The organism is Vibrio penaeicida, assembly GCF_002933855.1.
Lineage (GTDB): Bacteria > Pseudomonadota > Gammaproteobacteria > Enterobacterales > Vibrionaceae > Vibrio > Vibrio penaeicida_A.
In genome coordinates this window covers 51,011-75,545 of sequence record NZ_BFAQ01000030.1, presented here as the reverse complement: position 1 = coordinate 75,545, position 24,535 = coordinate 51,011, and the positions used below count along the sequence as shown (strand labels likewise).

General features: G+C 44.8%; 12 protein-coding genes. 6 read left to right on the top strand and 6 right to left on the bottom strand.

All coding sequences use genetic code 11. The annotated features are described in order from the left end of the window. The first annotated feature begins 171 nt into the window (after nucleotides 1-171). The 3 genes from VPNCDNU1_RS17840 (at nucleotide 172) to VPNCDNU1_RS17830 (ending at nucleotide 2,576) form a co-directional block, all read left to right on the top strand. Nucleotides 172-522 (top strand): hypothetical protein, encoded by a 351-nt coding sequence (locus tag VPNCDNU1_RS17840; protein ID WP_104401576.1) that lies wholly within the window; start codon nucleotides 172-174, stop codon nucleotides 520-522. Nucleotides 523-736: 214 nt separating this feature from the next. Next, nucleotides 737-1,519, top strand: a complete 783-nt coding sequence (locus VPNCDNU1_RS17835) for an SAM-dependent methyltransferase (protein WP_104401575.1) — start codon at nucleotides 737-739, stop codon at nucleotides 1,517-1,519. A 67-nt stretch (nucleotides 1,520-1,586) separates the two neighbouring features. Further along, nucleotides 1,587-2,576 carry an alpha/beta hydrolase family protein gene (locus VPNCDNU1_RS17830; RefSeq protein WP_104401574.1) on the top strand — a complete coding sequence of 330 codons (990 nt, stop codon included), beginning with the start codon at nucleotides 1,587-1,589 and terminating at the stop codon, nucleotides 2,574-2,576. Between the two features lie 86 nt (nucleotides 2,577-2,662). Here VPNCDNU1_RS17830 and VPNCDNU1_RS17825 read toward each other — a convergent pair whose 3' ends face one another. The 6 genes from VPNCDNU1_RS17825 to VPNCDNU1_RS17800 all read right to left on the bottom strand — a co-directional run bounded on the left by VPNCDNU1_RS17825 (nucleotide 2,663) and on the right by VPNCDNU1_RS17800 (nucleotide 9,436). Continuing rightward, nucleotides 2,663-3,478 carry an ABC transporter ATP-binding protein gene (locus VPNCDNU1_RS17825; protein WP_104401573.1) on the bottom strand — a complete coding sequence of 272 codons (816 nt, stop codon included), beginning with the start codon at nucleotides 3,476-3,478 and terminating at the stop codon, nucleotides 2,663-2,665. Further along, entirely contained in the window at nucleotides 3,468-4,343 is an 876-nt protein-coding gene (locus VPNCDNU1_RS17820) for an ABC transporter ATP-binding protein (RefSeq protein WP_104401572.1), read from the bottom strand. Before VPNCDNU1_RS17820 ends, VPNCDNU1_RS17825 begins: the two co-directional genes overlap by 11 nt. After that, nucleotides 4,340-5,191: an ABC transporter permease gene (locus tag VPNCDNU1_RS17815; protein ID WP_104401571.1), complete on the bottom strand. Its 852-nt coding sequence runs from the start codon at nucleotides 5,189-5,191 to the stop codon at nucleotides 4,340-4,342. The genes VPNCDNU1_RS17820 and VPNCDNU1_RS17815 overlap by 4 nt, the downstream gene beginning before the upstream one ends. Beyond that, on the bottom strand, nucleotides 5,184-6,191 hold the full coding sequence (locus tag VPNCDNU1_RS17810; protein ID WP_104401570.1) for an ABC transporter permease: 1,008 nt from the start codon (nucleotides 6,189-6,191) through the stop codon (nucleotides 5,184-5,186). Before VPNCDNU1_RS17810 ends, VPNCDNU1_RS17815 begins: the two co-directional genes overlap by 8 nt. Nucleotides 6,192-6,238: 47 nt before the next feature. Next, the gene (locus VPNCDNU1_RS17805; RefSeq protein ID WP_104401569.1) at nucleotides 6,239-7,771 is read right to left on the bottom strand and encodes an ABC transporter substrate-binding protein; all 1,533 of its coding nucleotides are present in this window, start codon (nucleotides 7,769-7,771) and stop codon (nucleotides 6,239-6,241) included. 93 nt (nucleotides 7,772-7,864) lie between these two features. Next, nucleotides 7,865-9,436: a phytoene desaturase family protein gene (locus VPNCDNU1_RS17800; protein ID WP_104401568.1), complete on the bottom strand. Its 1,572-nt coding sequence runs from the start codon at nucleotides 9,434-9,436 to the stop codon at nucleotides 7,865-7,867. Nucleotides 9,437-9,950: 514 nt separating this feature from the next. Here VPNCDNU1_RS17800 and VPNCDNU1_RS17795 point away from each other — a divergent pair. The 3 genes from VPNCDNU1_RS17795 (at nucleotide 9,951) to VPNCDNU1_RS17785 (ending at nucleotide 24,530) form a co-directional block, all read left to right on the top strand. Continuing rightward, complete coding sequence (locus tag VPNCDNU1_RS17795; protein WP_104401567.1) at nucleotides 9,951-10,964, top strand: AraC family transcriptional regulator; 1,014 nt, start codon at nucleotides 9,951-9,953, stop codon at nucleotides 10,962-10,964. 679 nt (nucleotides 10,965-11,643) lie between these two features. Then, entirely contained in the window at nucleotides 11,644-19,755 is an 8,112-nt protein-coding gene (locus VPNCDNU1_RS17790; protein WP_104401566.1) for a non-ribosomal peptide synthetase, read from the top strand. A gap of 2 nt (nucleotides 19,756-19,757) precedes the next feature. Further along, nucleotides 19,758-24,530: a non-ribosomal peptide synthetase gene (locus VPNCDNU1_RS17785; protein WP_167404822.1), complete on the top strand. Its 4,773-nt coding sequence runs from the start codon at nucleotides 19,758-19,760 to the stop codon at nucleotides 24,528-24,530. The last annotated feature ends 5 nt before the right edge of the window (nucleotides 24,531-24,535 follow it).

The following is a 24,535-nucleotide window of genomic DNA, read 5'->3' as shown; positions in this document are numbered from 1 at the left end:
TGGCTTTCATACTGCGTTATCGATTCTTGATTTAGAACCGTTAGATCTTCAAATCGATGCCTTGCCTGAAAGCCAGTTAATTCTCGCTGAACCTAGCATCTTGAGGTCACTTGGGTATAGTCTTGGAGAAGTGCTTCCTATATACTTTTTTGTTTCAAACGGAATACTTAAATGGAAATGCTCATCGTGTCGTCTGAGCGGCAGAAGCGTCTCATCATGATTTTTAGTCGAACTACGGCCAAAATGTCAGATAAAGCACTATTGAACGATCTTGATTCCCACAAAATAAACTCATCAGCCTATCCGGCATTTAAAACCGCATCCGATCTTCGTGTAGCTCGCATTCGTCTACCAGTAGGAGATGATAAAACGGGCGCGTTGGATGGCGGTGATTTCCTATATCGTTACTTGGCAAAAGGGTACATATGTTTAGGCGACTTTACTGGTCAACCAAAACCGGATTTGTCCCCTTGGGGGGTTAGATCTGTGCGCAAGCAACCAAAGGTTGGATTTGGGCTTTAGAACGTATCCCGTCTGGTTATAAATGAGAACAAGCAGCCATCCGAAAGCCCTTCAACACTCGGCATTTTTTATGAGAATCTTCGTGTTGAAGTGCGTAAAAATTGCGATATCAATCTCTTATGTTTCTTCAAGTATTAGGTGTTCAGTTGTTCGTGTGTTAAGTAGAGCGGACTGCTGAAACAAAACATAAACATAGAGCTAAGGAGTGGCGTAATTGGATGATTTCTATTTAGAAAAAAAGTGGCTGGCGGCATATTTTGAAATCCAGTGGTTGGATAAACTTCGTGAGATAGGAATAGACGAGACACTTGAAAACCAGTCCAAATTTGTTCCCGATTCGTTTGTCTTTTCAGAGCACTCAAAAAAGGTCTCTACATTCATTGCGGATACGCTTTGCTATATAAACCATTACCCAGAAACGGCTTTAGAAGTAGGAGTCGCTCTTGGAAGAAATTGTTATGAACTAGTCCAACGCTTTCCATCCATTCACTCTGTCACTGCTGTTGAGCCCTCGCAGCGGTTCATTACGAATTTTAAACGTCTGCTTATCGATGGGGGACAGTGTGAGTTCCCTTATATCAAAGGATTGGGTGAACAGGAGTATTTTCAATTTGATGCCACACCAATAGCCAATGTGTGTTCTCATGTCGACTTCACCTTAATCAAATCGCCATTTGAAACGGATACAGTGCAAGACAAGTTTGAGCTTTGTGTCTGCCTAAACGTACTAGATCAATGCGACTCACCAAAAAGCATCGTTAGTGCATTAATGGACACAACTAGTTTAAATGGTGTTTTGGTGTTGTCTTGCACTTATCAATGGAACAAAAAGCATCTAAAAGATGAAAGTGAAGCAGTGGATGATATCAATGAATACTTCGGTGAATCATGGGAAAAGCTATCGGAAGATGAGGTGGAGTATAAACTTCGAGTTAATGAAAGGTACTCTTATCTGTTTCTTTCTCACGTTGTGATTTATAAGAAAGTGAAACCTTAGGTATACTCGATTTTATACACACTCAACTCTATATACGCTCTATTTATCGTTATTTTAAAGGATTGGAATGCGACATTATTTCAGGTTAGTGATAGCTCTATTTCTATTCATATCGACATTCTCGTATGCGAATGATGTTGGTTTCCGCAAGATGAGTGTCGTCCTAAAAGACGCGAGTGAAAAGCTGCCTGTTGCGGTTTTTTATCCAACCTCATCGCCAGCCAAATCTGTGGCTTTTGGTCCCTTTTCTCTGAATGTTGCGATAGGCGGAGAAATAGCAGAAGGTCGTTTCCCACTTGCGGTTTTGTCACATGGGTCTGGAGGAAGCAACCTATCCTATAAAGACATTGCCATGTCGTTAGTCAGAAATGGCTTTATCGTGGCAATGCCCCTACACCCCAAAAACAATTATCTGGATAATTCCAACCAAGGGAAAGTTGAAAACTATATCAACCGACCTAAGCACGTATCTGCAACCATTGATAAAATTTTGTCTATCCCAAGCCTAGTGGAACATACAAACGCTCAGAAAATCGCGGTGTTAGGGCACTCTATGGGGGGGTATACGGCTCTTGTGGTTTCTGGGGCAGTCGCTCGCACCCAAGACTTAGTGGAATTATGTAAAAATACACCGACCATTTCCGATCCTTATTGCATGCCAGTGCGTAACAATGCTCTAACGCAAAACGTTGTGATTAGTGGTCAGGATATACGAATAAAAGCGCAAATACTGATGGCGCCAGTTGGCGCTCCCTTTATCTCGGCTAAGGCGTTACATAACGTGAACATTCCGACCATGTTGCTGGTGCCAGAAAAAGACGATGAGTTAACAGAGGCTCATAATGCTGACGTAATCAGGAAAGGGCTAGAGAGCAAAGGGAAGTTAACCTACATAAATGTACCTAATGCGGGTCACTATTCGTTTTTAACGACTTTTCCAGAATATTTAAAATCCGAACTGGGTCCGATAGCAAACGATCCTGAAGGCTTTGACCGTAAGGCATTCCAGCAGACTCTTGGTAAGCGTTTTGCCGACTATTTAAAGGAAGTGATGTAACTTTGCGGGGCTACAACGTTAACTTATGATTTGAGGTAGTTTGTCTCAGCAAGTTAACGTTGTTTCCTCTCTTGGATAAGGCCTTTTTAAGCACGTTTTTCCAACCAATCTGGTTCAATTTCCGGCAGAGGAATCGCATCCAGCAACTCTTTTGTGTACGCCGTTTTAGGGAAAGAAAACAGTGAAGCGCTATCGGCAAGCTCAATGATTTCCCCATACTTTAACACCATTGTTCGGTCGCACAGACGGCGCACGACGGACAAATCGTGGCTGACAAACGCCATGGTGAAATTGAGCTCTTCTCGCAACTTTTCTAACAATGCGAGTACTTGCGCCTGAGAGGAAACATCCAACCCCGACAATATCTCATCCGCGAGCACAAATTTGGGTTCCAAAGCTATTGCCCGTGCAATGCCAACTCGCTGCCTTTGTCCACCTGAAAGCTCATGGGGGTATCGAAATTTGAACGATGTGGGCAAGCCAACCATTTCTAACGCGTTTTCCACTCGCCTTTCTACCTGATCAAAACCATGCAATTTTAGCGGTCCTCCAATAATGGTGGAGACTTTATGCCTTGGGTTAAGTGACGACATGGGATCTTGAAAGATCATTTGAAATTGCTGACGCAACGTTCGTAACTCGGTTTCGGACCAGTTCGTGATGTCTTCACCGTTGTATTGAATACTGCCAGAATCGCTGTCTAAAAGGCGCAGCATGGCACGACCAAGTGTCGATTTTCCCGACCCTGAACCACCAACAATCCCTAAAATCTCACCTTCACGAATATCGAAGCTTACTCCTTTGATAATTTCTATTCGTGGGGCGTGCCCAAATAATGGCTTGTTTGCCATGTCAGGGTAACTGACGCTCAAGTTCCGAATTTCATACAGATTACGATCCATAGCGATGTTCCTTGTTACCTTTAATGACTTCCAGTTTTGTCAATTGAATAACGCTTTCCGGTACGGGTTTTAAGCTCTGATCTGGGCTGGTGTACTTTGGTGTCGCATCGAGCAGCGCTTTAGAGTATGGATGAGCCGGTTCAGCAAAGAAGTCTGTAACCAAAGAATTTTCGAGAACTTTTCCACCGTAAAGTACCGACAGCGATTGGCATACTTTTGCGACCACGCCAAGATCATGCGTTACAAACAAAATCGTGGTGTTGTGGTGGCTTTGCATCTCTTTTATCAATCGAAGAATTTGCTTTTGAACCGTCACATCCAATGCTGTCGTGGGTTCATCGGCAACAATGAGTTTGGGTTGTGCCGCAAAGGCAGCAGCGATCAATACGCGTTGTCTCATGCCGCCAGATAATTCATGCGGATAGCTTTTCATTACTCTATCGGGATGAGGGATGCCAACTTCTTCAAGTAACTCTATAGCTCTCATTTGGGCGTTTCGTTTTGACCAGCCAAGAATATCGACTAATCGACCCGTTATTTGCCTACCAATACGCTTTGAAGGGTTGAGTGCGGTTAATGGATCTTGAGGGATGAGTGCAGTGTTCTGCCCAATCCATTGCCTTCGGGCTTTTGGGGTAAAATCTTGCAGCGATTTTCCATCCAATATAATGTTACCCTGACTGACGGACACCGCTCTTGGCAGCGTGCCGAAAATCGCCCGACCAATCATGCTTTTCCCCGCGCCGCTTTCGCCGACCAAACCATGCACTTTTCCTTCTTCTACCGCAAAAGAAACGTTACGCAGAACGGGAATAGAATCTGGCAAGGCGGCACACAAGTCCTGAATTTTTAAGTAAGTATTCATCGTAGCACCGGATCAAACCTTTCTTTTAAACCTTCGCCGAGCTGGCTAAAGCTCAACACTGTTAAGAACAACACAACTAAAGGAAACACCAATACCCACCAAGTTTGATGAATAGCCGATCGTCCTTCGGAAATCATGCCGCCCCAAGTCGGGAAATCGGAGGATAAAGACAAATTAACGAAGCTGAGTATTGCTTCCACAATTACTGCAATACCCATCTCCAAGGTTAAAAGCACACTGATGGCGGGAAGAAGGTTCGGCAAGATCTCTTTAATCAAGGTATTGAATTTTGGTCTTGCTGCAACGCGAGCGGATAAGACGTAATCCATCGAGCATTGATTCAAGGTTTCCGCTCTCACCACACGCGTAAAGCGCGTCCAGTCAATCACCACAATGGCAACGATGACGGAGGTTACACCCGTACCGATAACAGCGATCAACAAAATGGCAAATAACACAGGTGGAAACGACATCCATATGTCGGTCGCACGTGAAATCACGGCATCTGCCCAGCCTCGGTAGTAACCTGCAATCAGCCCAAGAAGCGACCCAATAACACAGGTTAGAATACCGGCAGTGATGGCAATGGTAAGAGACACTTGTGTACCGTAAATGATTCTGGATAAGACATCTCGCCCTAACGAGTCAGAACCCAACCAATACCCTTGTTCTCCACTTGGGAGCCAAGCTGGTGGAAGTTGAGAGGTAAACAAATCTTGTTCTAAAGGGTTATGTGGGCTAATAAAAGGGGCAAGTAATGCGGCTAAGATTAAGAGCAATAACCAACCGCTAGACAGCCATAGCCTTAACCCTGTTTTAAGCTGTACTTTGCTTCGTCCATCAAGCATGTCGTAACCTCGGGTTGAGTAGTGAGTAAGTCAAATCCACAACAAAATTGACCAATGTGAATATCAAGGCAAATAGAATGACAATCCCTTGGATAAGCGGAAGATCTCGATTGATGACCGCATCTATCGCGAGATTACCGAGCCCTTCGTAGGAAAAAAGCCGTTCTACAATCACCGTTCCGCCAATGAGAAAAGTGAACTGCACACCCACCAGAGCCAAAGTTGGCAGTAGGGCATTGGGTAAGGCTTCTCGAACGATGACGTAAGCTTCACTGTAGCCCCGTGTTCGAGCCAGAGTGATGTAGTCGAGATGCATGGTTTCTTTTAACGATTGTTTAAGGAGCTGAGCAATAATTGCGGCAAGTGGAATTGCCAGTGCTAGGGCGGGCATAAACATATGGGAAAGCAAGTCAGAAAATTCAGCCCAACGTAATGTCACCAAGCTTTCTAGCAACAAGAATGAGGTATAGAAATCAGCATCCATTGAAGGGGTGATTCGTCCTGAAATATGGAATAGCGGCCAAAGTACACCAAAGAGCAAAATCAAAAGTAAACCCCATAAGAAATCGGGCACCGAGAGCGCGACGCCATTCGTCACATCAATGGTGGATTCCACTTTTGTGCCTCGCCATAGCGTACCTGATAATGCCAACGCACCGCCCAATAATACGGCGAACACCAACGCCATAACCGACAGTTCAAGTGTGGCGGGTAACCTGCCGAGCACCAATTCAAGCACAGGCTGGCGGGTAGTGATGGAGGTACCAAAATCGCCTTTTGTGACGCCGGAAATCCAAATAACAAATTGCTCAAATATGGATTTATCCAACCCATACATAGCAGTAAGCCGAGCAATATCTTCTTCGTTTGCTCCGGGGGGTAACATCATCGCAATGGGGTTACCCGGCACGACACGTATGACAAAAAATACGATGATCGCTGCCCCGAATAAGGTAATGAGTATCGCGCCAAGCTTTAATAGTAGTGTTCGAAAATTCATATGGTTATAGAGGCACGAATGCCTCTTCTCCCTGTCTTATACAGACCCTAATTACGCGTCATTAAGTGAGGAAGTAACGCACCAGAAGCATGGGGTATTACCGCAACTCTGGGGTCATGTACGATGGGTTGGACGTATTGGAAAAGTGGTAAAACCAACGCGTCTTCTGCAATCTTCCTGTCGACTTGTTTCCAGCCTTCAATCCGTTTCGCTTCATCTTTCTCGCCCCAAAGCGGACCTATCATCGCGGTGAGATCTTCCCCATCCCAGACGGAGTGAGGCGAAGGACCAAACATGGCAAATCCTGTTGAGGTTGTTGGGTCGCCAATAGAGTTGCCCCAGTTATAGAACGCGGCAGGTGCCAGTTTGTCTGCCGCGCGCAATTCGTAATGCTTAGCTACTTCATACACTTCGATTTCTGCATTGATGCCCACTTTGCGCCATAATCCCACGATGGCTTGAATGATCTCGTAATCTTTAGGCTTGAACCCTTTAGTGGTTTGAATGGTAAACGTCACGGGGTTGGATTTGGAATAGCCCGATTCTGCGAGCAGAGCAATGGCTTTTTCAGGATCGTAGGGCGTATTTATCTCTTTGTTGTAGGCGCTATAGAGTGAAGTTTGTAAGGTATCGATAGCAATGCCGTAGCCTTTGAGTAGTCGTTCAACAATGGCAGACTTGCTAACCGCATGGACCGCCGCTTTGCGAACATTAGGATCTTTCATTGCGTCAATGTCATTAAAGAAAATCATTCCAATATCCGAAACGGGGGAAGCGACACCTTTGAGCTGATCTTTACGTGTTAGGCGATTGTATTCTTCGTAAGGGATCTCAAGCGTAACGTGAGCATTGCCAGATTCGACTTCAGCCACTCGCGCAGACGCATCGGTAACAAACTTAATGGTAACGTATTCGAACTCTGGTTTGCCTCCCCAGTAGTTTGGGTTTGCCTTTAAACGGATGTACGCATTACGCTCAAATTTTTCCACCATGTAGGGGCCGGTGCCGATTGGTTTAGCTTCGAATCCCTTTTGACCCACTTTTTCAATGTAGTGTTTTGGCAGTACATACCCAGTGAGAAAGCTCATCCACTTGAAAATCGTGGGCTCAAATCGAACCACATCTGCGATGATGGTGTTTCCTTCAACCTGAAAATTTCCAATGGTCGACCAGATAAACTGAATGGGGTTACCGCTGTTCTCGTTCCCTGCTCGCTGCAAAGACCAAACGACATCTTCTGGTGTTAATGGTGTGCCATCATGCCATTTAACATCACTTCGAATAGTGAGGTAAATTTTGGTTTTGTTTTCCAGCCAGCCCCAGTTAGTCACTAATCCGGGAGATTGGCTCAGGTCCGTTTTTTGTGCGATGAATTGATCAAATACCGATTGATAAATACCTTGAATTGTCGGGTTTACTGATGAGGGACCAGTGGTAGGATCCCAACTTGGTAGGTTAACATTCGAGGCAATAACCAACTCTTCGATGGGTTTCGCTTGCGCTGAAAATGATTGGATAAGCGCAAGGCACATAATCATTAGCGCTCCAGTTATCCTATTGCTCAACTTCCATATTTTCATTTTACACTCCTAGTGTTTTTCAATGACTGAGCTCACGTTTATTTCACGGGTGTTGTTTATTTCTCAGGTGTTGTTTTACTCAATTAGACTTGTTTACTTCGCCAGTTTTTGGGCAAGCAAATACCCAGCCCCCGCGCCTGTTCCTGCACCAGGCCACACTGCGGCACCGGTATGGTAAAGACCTGATATTGGTGTAGAGCCATCGGCTTTGCCAAAGGCAGGACGGAACCAAAAGTTTTGATTGAGATGGTGGCTGCCACACAATTGATCGCCGCCCACCAAATTTGGGTTATCGGCTTCTAAATCAGCAGGGGATACCACGCGCTTAGAGAGAATGCTTTCTTGGAATCCCGGTGCGTATTGTTCGATGATGTCCAATACATGCTGGCTGTAGGGTTCAGCTAACTTATGCCAGCTTTTGGATGGTTCGCTTGAAATCGAATCAACGAGGACTTTGGAAGGAAGCATCCGAACCTGAATCCACAGCGTATGTTTTCCGCTAGGTGCTCGGCTTGGGTCAATCGCTGTCGGTTGCCCCACAACAATAACCGGTTGCTCTGGCAATACTCCAGCCATGGCTTGTTGATAGGTTTGCGCCATTTGATCCATCGAAGGGGCAATGTGCACGTAAGCGAATGCTTTTAGGGTTTGGGATGCAGTCCAGTTGGGTAATTTATTGGTGGCGACATGAATCATCATAGTGCCTGGTGCGTGTTGAAAGGCATCGTAGCATTTCAATGATTCTTGGTGGCTGTCGTTCTCAACCAAACGCTGAAGCCCAGAAGGAGACACATTGGCGATCACGGCTTTGTTCGCAAGGAGCACTCTCCCGTCTTCTTTTTCTATGCCGATGGCTTCACCTTGAGATGTGATGATCTTTAAAGCGCGCGTGCCATATTCTAGTGTGCCGCCTTGCGATTCAATGAAGCTCACCATGGCACGTATAATGGTGTCTGCACCGCCTTTTCCTATCACCATGCCAAAAGCTTGGTTAGCGAACGATTCAAGAAAAGGAAAAATAGCCCCGCCCGCAATGTCTGGTGCGAAATCTAGGTGCATCCCCCAAGCCGCGAGCGTTGCTTTGACGTGTTCTGAATCAAAATGGGTATCCAGCCATTCCCTCGGCGAGCTGACAACCAAGCGCAAAAGATCAGCCATTCCTTGGGTGCCTTCCTTACGGTAAAGCTGCCAAATATGTTTGGATAATGGGGCGAGCTTAAAAGGGGACTGTAAAAACGGAACAATAAGCGGAGCTTGCACGGAGAACTTCTCGGTGAGGTGGTTCCAGCTTGCTTCGTCTTTGTCTGAATAGGCTTGGATTCTGCGGGCATTCTCTAATTGATCTTTGCTGATGCCTAGCCAGTTACCGTCTGGAAATACGCTCGCAAAGCAATGGTGCGCTTCAACCAGATCTAAACCATGATCTTTAAGTTGCTCGCCAAATTGTTGGAAAAAGGGTGAACCTGCAAAAAGTGAAAGGTTCATTGCTGCCCAGTCGTGTCGAAAGCCATCAAGCGTATATTCGCCAGATTTAACTGCTCCGCCAGCGGATTTACACTGCTCTATGATGTGGACTGTCCAACCTTTAGATTGAAGCAAAACAGCGCATACTAAGCTGTTTATACCACTACCGATGATGACTGCGTCTGACCTTGGTTCACTCATTGTTCATCCTTGAACTTGTCCGTGTGATTTCAGTATTAGCCAGTGATCTAACCGCGACAATGCGACAATTCAATGGAAAATGGGGGTTATTGCAGGGCAGGGATAGGCTTGGCAAAAAGCGGATATGAAATATGCACCTAGGAGCTCTCTAAAAAGTGTACAAGGAGCAAAAAAGTACAAAAGACACGCCCATAAGCGGATCAGTAAAGCGAAAAAGCGCTAAGTGTAAAAGAGGCAAGTGAAAAGGCGGCGCGGTCAAAAACTGCACTATTTGGATAGTTTGAGCAAAATACGGATAACAGATGCAGACCGTATTGAGTACTATGTTAATATTATGTTAAGAGTCACATCGTGGCGTAATGCACTACTCGCCGCAATAAAGACTCAATGCAATGGAAGCAGCCTTCTGAAGAGGGTTCCTAAAGTGCAACTCGGTATGAGTAAAGCTTGTGTTTGAGTGACATTACGCATAGGAACTTTTTGAGTAGGCACAAATAAAAGATGGAGAGCAAAGATGAAGTACGCAACTGAGTCTCCTCGTTTTAGTGTTCGTGCGTTTCGCCAGAGATTAGACGAATCAAGCCATTTGTTGTTTAGCTCAAGCAATGTAGATGAAGCCAAAGCAAGTGTCGGACGTGTCATGACACCTCACGAGCTTAACGTTATTAATAATAATGGTAGGCTTGATGCCAGTATGCATTATATGCCTCTGGGTGATATCTCTTTGTATCGCCTAAAGTATGGATCTAGTGTATCCATCCATATCCCTACGATAAAAGATTATTACTGCATCCAAATCCCAATTCATGGTCATGCTTGCGTAACTAATGGTTCAGAGAAGATCGAATCGACCGAAAGTACAGCGTCTGTACTGAACCCCGAAGTGCAAACAGACATGGTTTGGGACTACGATAACGACCAGTTTATGGTCCGGATATCTCGTTCATTAATGGAGCGAACTGCAATTGGTATTTTGGGGCATGATATTGATGACCCGATACGATTTGACGTAGGGTTTCGCTGGCAAGATTGCCCTGCGTGGTATTGCTTGCTCTCTTATTTACTCGATTTTTACGCTAACTCGGATCCCGCACTTCGAGAAAATAAACTGATTACCAGCCAGCTTAACCAGCTCACCGCAACCACTTTGTTTTTAAACCACAAACATTCGCAAAGTGAAGAGAAAGTGACTCAACGCACGTCTATTCGCCCGCGTCATATTAAGCGGGCTCAAGAGTACATGGAAGCGCACGCCCATGAGCCGATTTCAGTCGAGCTGCTTGCACAGGTATGTGGGATTAGTATTCGCAGCCTCTACAGCGGGTTTAAAGATTTCGTTGGAACTACGCCAATGCAATACTTGCGAAACTTAAGGCTAGATCATGTAAGGAATGATTTGCTTACTAGTGAGGCAACCAGCGTAACATCGGTCGCGATGAGGTGGGGGTTTTCTCATATGGGGCGGTTCAGTGCAGAATACAAAGCTCGCTTTGGTGAAAGCCCTAGCCAGACGTTTAGGAAACGTTGATCATCCTCATTCTATTGTGCTTTCTCGATCCCACAGAGAGGAAGCGCTATTACATCTTATGATAAGAGGTGTAATTTATAATATCGCGTGTATTTTTTATATTTCACTTACTTCCAATATAAAACATGGCTCATATTTTTAATTCGCAGTAACAACCCACCTCCTACTTAAGTGAATAGTTTTTGTGATCTATGTTTAGGCATAAATATGCAATTATTACCATCCTATCTCACTATTTAGTGCTTGAATTCACATAACCAATCAAAATGTTAAAAGGTGATTTATTTGTGCCAATAATAAATTTGGCTAATACCCGCTGGTTTATAGTGGTTATAAAAGGCTTTGAGTCACACTAATTGAGTAAAGAAATGAGAAATGATATGTTTTTTTAGGTTCACTATCAAATATTATAATTTTGCTTATGAAAATTAATCAAAATATTATTAATAGTTAATCATATGTAAAATTGGTTATTAATAAATCTATTTTTAATTTTATTTAATTCAAAATTAGAGTGTGAGATTAATGTCGAATTAATACGTCATAGTGTGATGATAATAATATCGCTAGGTGAAAATTAATATTTAAAACCATTTGGCTATATCTTTGTGCATTTAAGTCACTCCTTTATAGGAATAAATGCATAGGGTTATTGCACCTAAAATTCTAGGGATAGTAGATGGAAACCCAGGCTTTAAGTAAACCAGAACCTTTTGATAAGAACAGTGACCATGTCTTAATACATGATTTCTTAGAGGAAAAGTCGAAAACTTCAAAAGATAATGTAGCTATTGAGTTTAATGGAAGAAAAACAACGTATTTTGAGTTGAATGCGCGATCAAACAAAATCGCGCATCGCCTAAATTTAATGAAACTACCCAAAGGCAGTGTCATTGCGATTATGGTAGAACGAACCGAAGAGTTGATATATTCAATATTAGGTTGTTTGAAGTCCGGACATTGCTACCTTCCTATAAATCAAGGGATACCTAAAGCTCGAAATCATTATATATTGAATTCTAGCAATGCGGCTTTGTGTTTATATAGCGATCACTATGAAGGAGAGATTTCCTTTCCGTTTGATTCGACAGAAAATATAAAAAATATTATGGGTGACCCACATTTAGGTATCCATAATTTAAATCTAGAATTATCAGATAAGACAGCGGCTTACCTTCTGTATACCTCCGGATCTACGGGAGCGCCCAAAGGGGTAATGCAAACTCACAGAACGCTGGTTAATTTAGTGCGTTCGCAGATTCAGCAAGACCATATAACACAGCCTTACCGAACGCTTCAATTTACGCCTGCTACCTTTGATGTCTCCATACAAGAAATGACCACCGCTTGGGCGACGGGTTCGACATTGGTAATGATGAGCGATGAGCAGAAAGAAGATCTATCTCAGCTTCCGGATATCATTATTCAGAAAAATGTAGAAAGAGTCTTTTTGCCCCCCGCTGTTTTTGGTTGGATAACTGATCACGCATTGGAATTCAATAAGTTAATGCCTGCGCTAAAGCAAGTGATTGTGGCTGGTGAAGCATTGCAAATGTCAGTCAATATGTGCCAATTTCTCACTACACACTCATTGTGTGAATTGTGGAATCACTACGGACCGACCGAAACCCATGTTGCCACTACTCATAAAGTTGATACGTACGTGTCTGGGCACTGCCCACCCATAGGAAAACCGGTTCTCAATACCCAATGCCTGATTCTCGATGACCACCAAAATGCGTGTAAAGACGGAGAACAAGGAGAGCTTTGGGTAAAAGGAGCGGGTATTGCGCTTGGCTACATCAACGCTGACGAGCGAACCATGGGTCGCTTTTCGACGGCAGAAGATGGGCAACCTATGTATCGCACAGGCGATAGGGTGAGCAAAGATCCTGATGGAAACCTTGTTTTTCATGGTCGTAAAGACGACCAGGTGCAAATTCGAGGGTTTCGAGTCGAGCTAGGTGAAATTGAACAAGCGCTGACGTCGATAAGTTCGATTAGCCAAGCGGTGGTGGTGTTTGGTGGTAAGCATGATTCATTTGGATTAAGTGCGTTTATAAAGCAAACCACCCCGAAGCGAGATTTAAACAACATTCGCGCCATTCTTGAGGAGCAGTTACCAAACTATATGGTGCCAGAGAGCTTGGTAGAGGTATCTGACTTTCCTTTTAATCATAACGGCAAAGTGGATAAGAAAGCGCTTCTAACTCGTCATTTTGGATCTAACGAACCTATACAAGTTGTGGTGACAGAAACTGAGCGGAAGCTTCGAACAATTTGGGCGAGTTTGCTTGGCGTGAGCGAAGACAGAATCGGTCGTGACAGCTCGTTTTTTAGTGTTGGCGGGGAATCCATTCTAGCGGTTAAGTTGCTCGATAAAATACAAATGGAATTCGATAAAAGCATCAGTCTCGAATCAATATTCCTGCACTCAACCCTCAAAGATTTGGCGACCCATATTGACGCTTCTTCAGATTCTATCGCTCAGTTACCCGCGTTCATTTCATCGAGTCAAACTGCAACCGAAGAACGGGTGTCATTCGCGCAATCCAGCTTTTGGTTTTTGAGTCAATCGGGTCAATCTCAGAGCTATAACATTTTACTGCCGATAGACGTGCGTGGGTCATTGGATGTGAACCAGCTAGAAACGGCACTCGCGCTTTTGGTCTCTAAATTTGATGTGTTCCAGACGGGTTTTGCACTCAACAGTGCGGGTAACCTTGTACCTACGCCGTTGCACCGATCTTTCGAATTCCTCAGCACTTCGGATGATCTACAAACCATTATCGACAGAGAGCAGGCCCATATGTTTGACTTAGAAGCTGGGCCGCTTCTTAGGGTGAGCGCAATACAACAGAGCGCGGACAGCGCAGTACTTCTATTGTCTGTTCCTCATATTATTGCAGACGGATGGTCGATGGAGCTTGTGTACAAAGAGCTTGTCGCACTTTACATCACAGCAGAATTGCCCTCTATCAAGCCCAAATTTGGTTTTCAAGAATTTGCACTTAGCCAAAGAAAATGGGTTAAGAAAGGTTTGCTGGAACCGTCAAGACAATACTGGAAAACAACGTTAGCCTCGCTGCCGGTTGTACATCAAATTCCATTGGATTACCCTCGGCCAACCATTCGAACGTTTGAAGGGAACCAAGCTTCAGTTTCGTTGCAAGCTTCTCTGATCAGCGATATTGAGCGATGGTCTTCAACGCGTGGTATGACTTTGTTTATGACCGTACATGCGGCATTTTCTCTTTTGTTGGGCCGTTTGAGTCAAGCGGAAGACTTAGTGATAGGTGTCCCGACTGGCGGGCGGACGAACTCGGATTTCTCACAGGTGGTTGGGTATTTATCAAACCTTGTTCTGTTGAGAACAGAATACAACCCGCGCATGCGCGTGGACGCTTATTGTGAACAAATCAAACAGCGTAATCTCGATGCCTTAAAGCATCAAAACTACCCATTTGAATGCGTGATTGAGGAGCTAGATTACTCGGCCAATCCGTATTTCAATCCGTTATTTCAAGTGATGCTCAGTGTGGAAGACCAGCTGACGAAGCTCGAAACCGAAGAGGCCGTATTCGTACCGCAACACTATCTGACCCAAGGGGCAAAATACGATTTGCACCTAAGAATCATGAAAATGAATGATGGGCAGATATCACTGGATTTGGAGTACGACAGCAAACTGTTTAGAGAAGACACGGCGCAGCAACTGGTGGATGGAGTCAGCACGCTGCTTAAAGGCTTCACGGAAAATCAAAATTTTGAACTACACGCATTGCCATTTGCACCTTTATCAGAATGGAAAGCGCTACCAAAAAAACAACCTCGCACTCAAACGCGAAACCTGTTTACGCTCTTTACTGATGCAGTAAAGCAATCTCCCAATTTGACGGCTTTGGAGTTTAACTCTGCCAGTATGAGCTATGCAGAGCTTGATCTTTACTCCAATCAACTCGGCGCTTGGTTACAAAATGCTGGAGTGGAAAAAGACCAGCACGTAGGTATTTCAATACCAAGGTCGTTTGAGCTTGTTATCGCGATTCTAGGCGTTATCAAAGCGGGGGGTGTTTATGTTCCATTTGAAGAAAGCCAGCCAGATGCTCGCTTGAAGATCATCGCAGAAGACGCAGATATACGCCTTCTTATCACCGATGGAATCCCAAAAAATTGGGCACCGTCATCAATTTCTCAGGTGAATGTGGATACCGCCATTCACCATGGTGACACTCAACGTCTTCAGCCAGTAGAACGTTTCGATGATGACCCTCTTTCTCTTATCTATACATCGGGTTCAACAGGTAAACCGAAAGGTGTGGTTCAAACACATCGAACCATTCGTAATTTGGTTGAGCACCAAAGCCTCGAAGATGGCATGAATGAAAGCTTGAGAACGCTGCAATTCACGCCAATAGGGTTTGACGTATCGATTCAGGAACTGGCGACAAGCTGGAAAACGTTGAGCCCATTGGTTCTTATTGAGCAATCCGAGAAAGACGAACTCAATGAGTTTGCTCAGTGCTTGGCTGAGAAAAACATTGAGCGACTATTCTGTCCTCCGGCTGTTCTATCTGTGCTCGCGGAACAACATGCCGATTTGCATTGCCGACTTTCATTAAAAGAGGTCATTGTTGCGGGGGAAGCGTTGATTTTAACCCCAGCGATACGTCGGATGTTTTTGAAATTGGATGGTTGCCAACTGTGGAACCACTACGGACCAACCGAAACGCATGTCGTCACGACGTATAGAGTAGACACCAGCAGTGATGGTGAATTCCCACCAATTGGAAGCCCGATATCTCATGCTTCGCTGTTTGTTCTAAACGCCTCGGGGCTGCCTTGTTCGCAAGGAGAAACCGGTGAACTTTGGGTCGGTGGGGATTGTTTAGCAAAAGGGTATCATCAACGTGATGAAGAAACACAGGCGCGTTTTCAACATCATAACTATGCGGGGCAACGCCTTTACAGAACCGGAGATTTGGTTCGCCAATCTAGCCGTGGCACGCTTGAGTACATAGGGCGGCAGGATACTCAGGTCAAAATTCGCGGCTACCGTATTGAGCTGTCGGGCGTAGAATCTACGCTGTTGAAATTGGCCCATGTGTCTGAGGCTCGTGTTATCGCTCAGCCCCGTACTGTACACGACAAGCAGCTTATCGCTTATGTGGTGCTCACGAATTCAGGTGCAGATGAATCACTCATCATCCCGTCTCTTCATGCCTCACTGAGTGAGCAACTACCCAGCTATATGTTGCCTCATTCGATTATTTCAGTACCGTCGTTTCCGCTGACCACCAATGGGAAATTGGACATTGCTAAATTGCCTGATCCGAAAGAGGCAACTTTAAGCACAGCCGAAGAGGGCGAGCTAACCCCAGCACTGATTAAAATGAAAGCCATCTGGGCAGATGTATTGGAAATGAGCCCGAGCAACTTCAGCATTATTGATTCTTTTTTCAGCCTAGGTGGGCATTCTTTGCAAGCTGTTCGGTTGGTGAATCGAGTTGTTCGGGAATACAAGGAAGACTTATCTTTGCGAGACTTTTTCCAAAACAGTTCAGTCGAAAAACTTTTTAGGTTTTTGGAAGATAGGTCGCCATCAGCTTTAGTGGGTTCGACAATACCTAAGCGAAACATCCAATTGCCGATCCCTTTAGCTTCGCAGCAAGAAAAATTGTGGTTTGTTTGGAAGCTAGAAGGTGGGCTGAAAGAGTATAACCAGCAATTGGTTATTCGCGATCCTCAATGTCTCAATCGTAAGGCAGTAGAGTCCCTATTTAACCAGCTTGTGATGGCGAACCCCGCTTTAAGAACACAGTTCTATCAAGAAAAAGGGGAGTGGTTCCAGAAGGCAATAAGTTCTGTTTCTTTAGAGTTGGATTGGGAGAGTGTATCGACCGTTCTGCCGAAAGATCTCAACGCCATGTGCTTGAGTGAAAAAGAGACGGAGTTTGATCTCACCAAACAAATCGGGTTGAAAGTAAAGGTATTAGAGACTTCGGAAGCCAATAACATTTGGATTTTGACGCTTTCACATTTGATTTTTGATGGTGCGAGTGCATCGGTATTACTCGAAGACATCTCACTGCTCGCCCAAGATAAACACCTGTCGAAAGACAAGGACTACTTTGATTATGCACAGTGGGTTCAGCTCATTAGTCAGCCTGTAGAAGAGGCAGGGCTAAGGTTTTGGAAGCAGCACTTAAAAGGCATTCCTGATTTGCTTCACATGCCACTGGATTTCGCTCGGCCAAACAACCCATGTTTTAGCGCAGAATCGGTGCCAATCGAGATCAACCCTCAGTTACTTGTGAAGCTGCGAGAAGCAGCGGCGATGCACGATTTGACTTTGCATATGCTTATCCACGGAACGTTGTCGCTCACGCTATCAATGTACGCGGGCGTTACGGATGTGGTGTTAGGTATTCCTGTTGCGAATCGAGAATCCGAAGCCTTAAATGATGTCATTGGCTTTTTTGCAAACACGATTGCCGTTCGTACAGACTGCAATCGCGAACAAACATTAAACGATTTTTGGGCGCAAATACGAAGCAATGCTTCGCTGGTACAGCAGTATCAAAGTGTGCCTTTCGATAAGGTGGTGGAAGTATGTAACCCCGTTAGAAGCCGATCTTATAGCCCTATCTTTCAAGTGTTGTTCAGCATGAATTCTGTAAACCATGCTTCAAAAGAGTCGCCTTTTGAACTGATGACAGAGGCGATGGCAGAGCAACACAGTGTGTTGGATCTTATCGTTAACCTCGTTGAAGACGAGCAGCAGTGCCACGGCCATTTTACCTACCAAAAAGCGTTGTTTACCCAATCGAGCATGGCACGTCTAGCGCAGAGTTGGGTGGCTATGTTGGAAATGATGGCGTTAATGGTCAGCCAGAAGCAGGAAACCATTCCACTTCATGATCTCCCTTTGGTGGAAGGAAACTTAATTGGACAGCACCCACAATCAAAGCGCCTCAATGCACCAGAATTGAACGTTTCTAAGGCGCCGAGCCATACGGTTTTGTGTGACTTTAAAGAGCAAGTCAGGTTGAGAGGGCAAGCCGTTGCTTTGAGTTATGAAATCGATAATCAATTATTTTCAATAAGTTACATTCGGTTGAATGAGCTTTCCGATACCTTGGCAAGTGTACTTAGTTCGGACGGTATGAAAGCGGGTGACATGGTGGTTGTTCATGTTCAGCGAGACCCGCTTACGGTGATCACCCAGTTGGCTCTGTTCAAAATTGGGGCGGTATATCTGCCAGTAGAAGAGTCTACCCCTGCGGAGCGGCAAGCCGTAATTATTGAAGAAAGCCGTGCTCAGTGGCAGATCCAATTTTCAGTCAATAACATAGCTGCGAAAGGCGTTAAGGCAAAATTCATCAGTTTGCCTCAACTTTCTGCCATGAAAGTGTTGGACTTTACGCCGAATACGTTAAGCGCAGAAACTTCTGCCTACGCAATCTATACCTCCGGCTCGACAGGGAAACCGAAAGGTGTATTGGTTGGGCATGGTGGTTTAGCCAATACCATCCGCTCACTGGTTTCGGAGTATCACCTTCATGACGACGCTCGGGTATTGCAAAATGTTCCTTTAGGGTTCGATGTCTCGATTTCTGAGGTTTGGCAGGCGTTATGCTCTGGTGCGTCGCTGCATATCATTGGCAAAGATGCGCTAGTACCGGGCAAGCCACTAAGCCAAACGCTGATAACACATAAAATCACGCACTTATCGATTGTACCAACAGCGTTAGATGTTATAGAGCCTCATAAAGACATGGCTTTGGAGTCTTTAATTGTTGGGGGAGAAGTGACGTCGAAAGCCCTAATTGAACGTTGGCTGCCGTTCTGCCGCTATTTTGTGGCTTATGGACCAACAGAATGCAGTATTTGCTGTTTCACTCAAGAATATGACCCAAACACGTCGATTTATAGCATCGGAAACATCGTGCCAAACATGCAAGCCCGTGTGTTGGACGATTATGATCAACCTGTTATTCCCGGAGCGATAGGTGAGCTTTGTATATCTGGAGTGGGTTTAGCAAAAGGCTACTTAAACCGACCAGAACTGACTAACCAACGGTTTTTCGAATGGGAAGACGGCTTTACCTACTACCGAAGCGGAGATTTAGTGCGTGTTTTGGGTGATGGAACCATCGAATTCCACGGCCGTGATGATCATCAAGTCAAAATTCGTGGGCAGCGCGTTGAACTTACCGAAATAGAATCCGCAATCAGTCGAGTCGAATCAGTACGAGCTTGTGCTGTGACCTACGAAGCGCACCATGGGGCTCAACAGTTGGTGGCTTACATTGTGTTATCTGGCAGACAGGATCTTAATGCTGCTTCGTTCGACGAGATAAAGTCCGTAACAGAAAATGAATTGCCGTCCTATATGCGACCTAACCATGTCATTGCACTGGAATATCTACCTTTTACGGCATCGGGCAAGCTCGATAAAAGCCAGCTCCCCAGTCCAGACATGGGAGTTAAAGCCACTGCTATTCAATTACCGACCAACGAAATAGAAACCAGTCTTTTGTCTCTATGGGCAGAGCTTTTATCTCTGCCCCCTGAACAGATCAGTACGGACGAAAGTTTCTTCAGCGTGGGTGGGCATTCCCTGCTTTTGATCAAGTTAATAAATGAAATTGAAGTGAGGTATGGAATGTCGATGTCGACATCCTTTGCCTATGAAAACAACACGATTGTTCAAATGGCTGTAGCCATTGAAGAGGCTAACTACAGTAGCCAAACAAAAGACGACTCAACGGAAGAGATGGAGTGGTAAACGTGAACATTACCCAGTTAATTAATCAACTCAAAGACAAACATATCCACCTGTATGTGGAAGAAGGCAAATTAAAAAGCCGAGCAGCAAGCGGGTTGATAACCACCGAAATTGGACACCAAATAAAAGAGAATAAGGCGGAAATTCTCAGTTGGTTCCAGCACCAAGATTTGTTAAAAAAACCGATCTTACCGAGAAAAATTGAACCAGAAACGTTCCCGTTGTCGTTTTCCCAAAAACGTTTGTGGACGATCGACAAAATTGAAGGCAGCAACGAACACTACAATATGCCGTGTGCATACCAAGTTTCTGGTCGTTTAGATGAGCAAAAGCTCGAAGCCACATTTGAAGCGCTTATCCATAGCCATCCGATGCTCAAAACCGTCTATTCAGAGCATGAAGAAACGCAATTCTTATCAAAGCCTTCTGCGTTTGGACTGAAGGTTGTTGATCTTTCTGATATGCCAGAGCACCAAGCCGAAAAGGCGGTGTATGAATACCGTTTGTCGGATGCCTGCACTCCGTTTGATCTGAGCCAAGACTGCATGGTTAGAGCGGCATACCTAAAGTTGCCAAATAGCGTCAGTGTATTGGTTATTAATATCCACCACATCGCAGCAGATGGTTGGTCTATGGAGATATTAATCAATGAGATTATCGAGAGATACGAGTCAGGAAATATCCAGGTTACCAACAAAACAAACAAACCTGATTACTTCGATTACGCATCGTGGCAAAAAGCGTTATACCAGTCTGGCGCCTATGGCAGCCAACTGTCTTTCTGGAAAGAGACATTAAAAGACGCGCCAGCAACACATTCGCTTCCCGTTAATCTTTTTCGTACAGAACAGGTTTTTCGCCAACAAGATCTTGATCGTACAGAGCAGAGCAATCCTCCAATTCATGCCAATAACAAAAAGGTTGCGAGTGTCGCTACTGCCCCTTTTAGTGCTGAGTTGAGTCACTCTTTAAGGATGACGGCTGCCCGATTAAATTGCAGCTTGTTCGAGTTGATGTACGGATTGTTTGCTATTGCTACAAGTACAAGCAGTGAATCAAATGATGTGTTGATGGGGACAGCTGTTGCAGGGCGTAATCGCCCTGAATTAATGGATCTGGTTGGATTTTGTGTCAACACCTTAGTTTTGCGATTACAAGTCTCGCCGACAGACTCAGTGGAGAAAACATTACTGAAAGCCATTCAAGTGGTGAGGAATGCGCAAGACCATCAAGACGTGCCATTCGATTACATCGTTGATGAGATTAACCCCGTTAGAAATGCTTCTCAAAATCCACTATTTCAAATCATGTTTTTGCTGGACTCAGTTGGTCCAAGTAATGTTTACATTGCTGATATTCCAATGAAATTAATGGATCCTTGTGAGCAAAAGAGGAAGTTTGATCTCACGGTCAGTGTGAAAGACAGTGGCGCTGATATGACCGTGAATTTCGAGTACGACAGCAACAAGTTTGATCCCCGCTTTATCGCCGAGTTTATGGAGCGTTACTCGTTACTTGCTCAATCATTCGTTCATCAGTTAAGCACCCCAGTAGAGTGTTTTGATTGGTTTAGAGGGACAGATCTTAAGCCGTCAGTATTAAGCCACTGGCAAGATCCAAATGAACACAAACCGGTTCTTGAGGTGTGGAAAGAGGTCGTTTCACGTTTTCCTAGCCGAGTTGCGCTGCAAGAAAACGGGAATACGCTGACCTACAGAGAACTCGACGAAAAAACCGATTTACTAGCCAGTCATTTAAAGCGACTTGGCGCCAAACCAGAATCCATTATTCCTGTTTTCCTTCCCCGTGGTATGGACGTATTTGTATCCGAGTTAGCGATTCTAAAAGCTGGAGCCGCGTTTTTACCGATCGATTCCAAATGCCCGACTTCGCGACTTGAATTCATATTATCGGATTGTGAGGCGTCGATAGTGATATCTAATGAGCCTATACACTTGGCATTTTCTGGTGATGCGGTTTTGCTCAATCCCAATTTTTGGGAGCAGTTGGTCTCTGATGAGTCGGTAATATTGCCAGTAGAGGATAGGTCGCTCGAATCCCTTGCCTATGTGATTTACACCTCTGGCTCCACTGGCATGCCAAAAGGCGTGTTAGTGAAAGACATTGGGTTATTGCAAGTTAGCCAATGGCAAATGTTGGACTTTGATATTTCCGAGCAGTCGGTGACAACTCAAATGGCTTCAGTTGCGTTTGATGCGTCGGTTGGGGAAGTATGGGCTTTCTTATTGTCTGGTGCGTGTGTTGCCATTATTGACGAAGACGCCAAGCGTTGCCCAAATGCTTTATTACAAAAGATGCGTGAGCTTAGTATTTCGCACAGTTTCATTCCTACTGCATTGATGGAAGCCATTGCTTCGGAGTCTGACTATTGTGATATGCCTGACCTTTGTTACATCATCACGGCAGGTGAAGCACTGCACTCTGTATCGTTCCCTTTCTCAGACAATGTACAGGTGGTGAACGCTTATGGACCAAGTGAAAACTCGGTTGTTGCAACGCGTTATTTAGTCCAAGGCACCGAAACGCAAAGCCCTCCGATTGGCACGCCAGTAAAAGGCGTCGAATTGTGCGTGGTTAAAGGGAATCAATTAGCGCCATTTGGCGTTCTCGGTGAGCTATTCCTAGGAGGAAATGGTGTATCGCGCGGGTATTTGAATCAGCCAGAACAGACAAAAAACAAGTTCATTGCCAATCCTTTTGAGCAATTAAGGTCAGATAGGCTGTATCGAACTGGTGACTTAGTACGCATGAACTTTGAAGGCGAATTGGAGTTTGTACGACGCGCTGACGACCAAGTTCAATTGCATGGGTATCGAATTGAATTTGGGGAGTTGACGCACAGAATAACCGCCTCTGGTTTAGTGGCAAGTGTCGCGATTGCAATAGTTGGAGAAGGGGGGCAGCAACGGTTGTTCGCTTTTGTAACAGCAAAAAATGATGAACAAAATCACACGGATTTATCCCGGGATCTGCTATCGCAACTGACTGCTTGGTTCCCTAGCTACATGGTGCCTACGGTTGAAGTCGTAGACACGTTACCTTTAACTCAGAACGGCAAAGTCGATAAATCGTTTTTGCAAGAGAGAGCGAAGTCTAGAAAGCTAAGAACAGACATTGGGTTACCCCGTACTCCACAAGAAAGCGTGGTTATAGAAGCCTTTTCAAAAGTGCTTCAAGTGGAAGACATCAGTATCTTTGATGACTTCTTTATGCTCGGCGGGCATTCCCTTTCAGTACTGAGTTTGGCGTCTTATCTTAAACGCCAAAATTGGGTTGTGACTGCGGAGCAAATTTATCAAAATGCCACTCCTTCAGCGCTGGCTTCGATTATCAAACCGCATAGCTCAATAGTGGTGGAAGACACTCAAGAAGTGGAAGAAACCTTTCCGTTGCTTGCCAACCATCATTGGTTACTCAATCGGTACAACGTTAACCACTGTAACTCGTCGGCCCTTATTGATTTTGAAGTATCGATTGAAGGCGAGTATTTGAATCAATCTATTGCTCAAATTCTAAAACATCATGATGGCATGAGAAGGGTATTGATTTCAGATGAATCGGGAGAGCGTCAGCAAAAAGTTCAGCCATTTTCCAATTTAGCCCCTTGGTGGTTTACGGAAGATCTTTCGGATGTCGACGAGGATGCATTACCACAAGCATTAGCAGAAACCTGCCAAGGCTACCAAGTGTCTCTGCATGTTGAAGAATGCCTTTTTAAAGCCGTACTGTTTGATCTTGGGCGAGAACGAGGACAACGACTGCTGCTCGTTATGCATAGATTATTGATAGACCCTTACTGTTACATGTTCTTTATGGACGACCTCTATCAAGGGTATGAGTCAGCCAGACAAGGAAAGCCCATTACATTGCCTGAAAAAACGCTGTCAGTGGCGGAATGGAGTCGGTGGCAATATGAGTATGCTCAGGGTAAAGCAAAAGACTATTTCCCATATTGGAAAAATTTGTCTTGGGAAAAGTGTCTGCCTCTGTCGGAAGACCCTAATTTATCGTTGCCAGAAGAGGTTCCCGAGGTTCTGGCACCGGAATTACTATTGAGCCAACTAAGCGTGGAAGAAACAACCAATCTCAATACGGCAAGCACGCTTTCTGGGTACGCTCACGATGTCATTCTAATTACAGCCATGGTGAAAACCTATGGTGCGTTCAGTGGCAGCGACGCTGTCTTTTTGGTCTTTATGAATAATGGGCGCTCTATTTCAGGTGCTCGCCATTTGGATTTGACCAGAACATTGGCTTGGTTGCCAAACTATTACAATTTGATGTTCGATCTAACGGAGGCTCAAACCCTTCAAGATGCAGTCAAAAATGTGGCTGAGACACTCGAAAAATTGAACGATGTTGGGCTGTCATTTAGCGCTTTAAAATACATGTGTGAGGATCAGGAAGTTCGTCAAACGATGGCTGAGATCCCTCGTTTTCATTTTGAATTTGGCTACATACCAAGCAACTCCATCAAAGGCGATGAGCCCGAATTCAGAAAGCTAATGAAGCTAGCACAAGAATCCCAAGGTTACCTTGATGATGTGATGTACAAAGACACGCCGCCACTCATCAAAACCTACCCTGTTGGTGATCGTCTACATATGCATTGGGGATACTCCCCAACCCAGTTTACGCGTGAATATGTTGAGAAAATGAACACCACATTCCATCGCTACATCAATGAAGTTGTCTCCACTTTGCTGTCGGGTCATACCGCAGAAGAGACCATCCAATCTGCCAAAATCGACTAACGGAA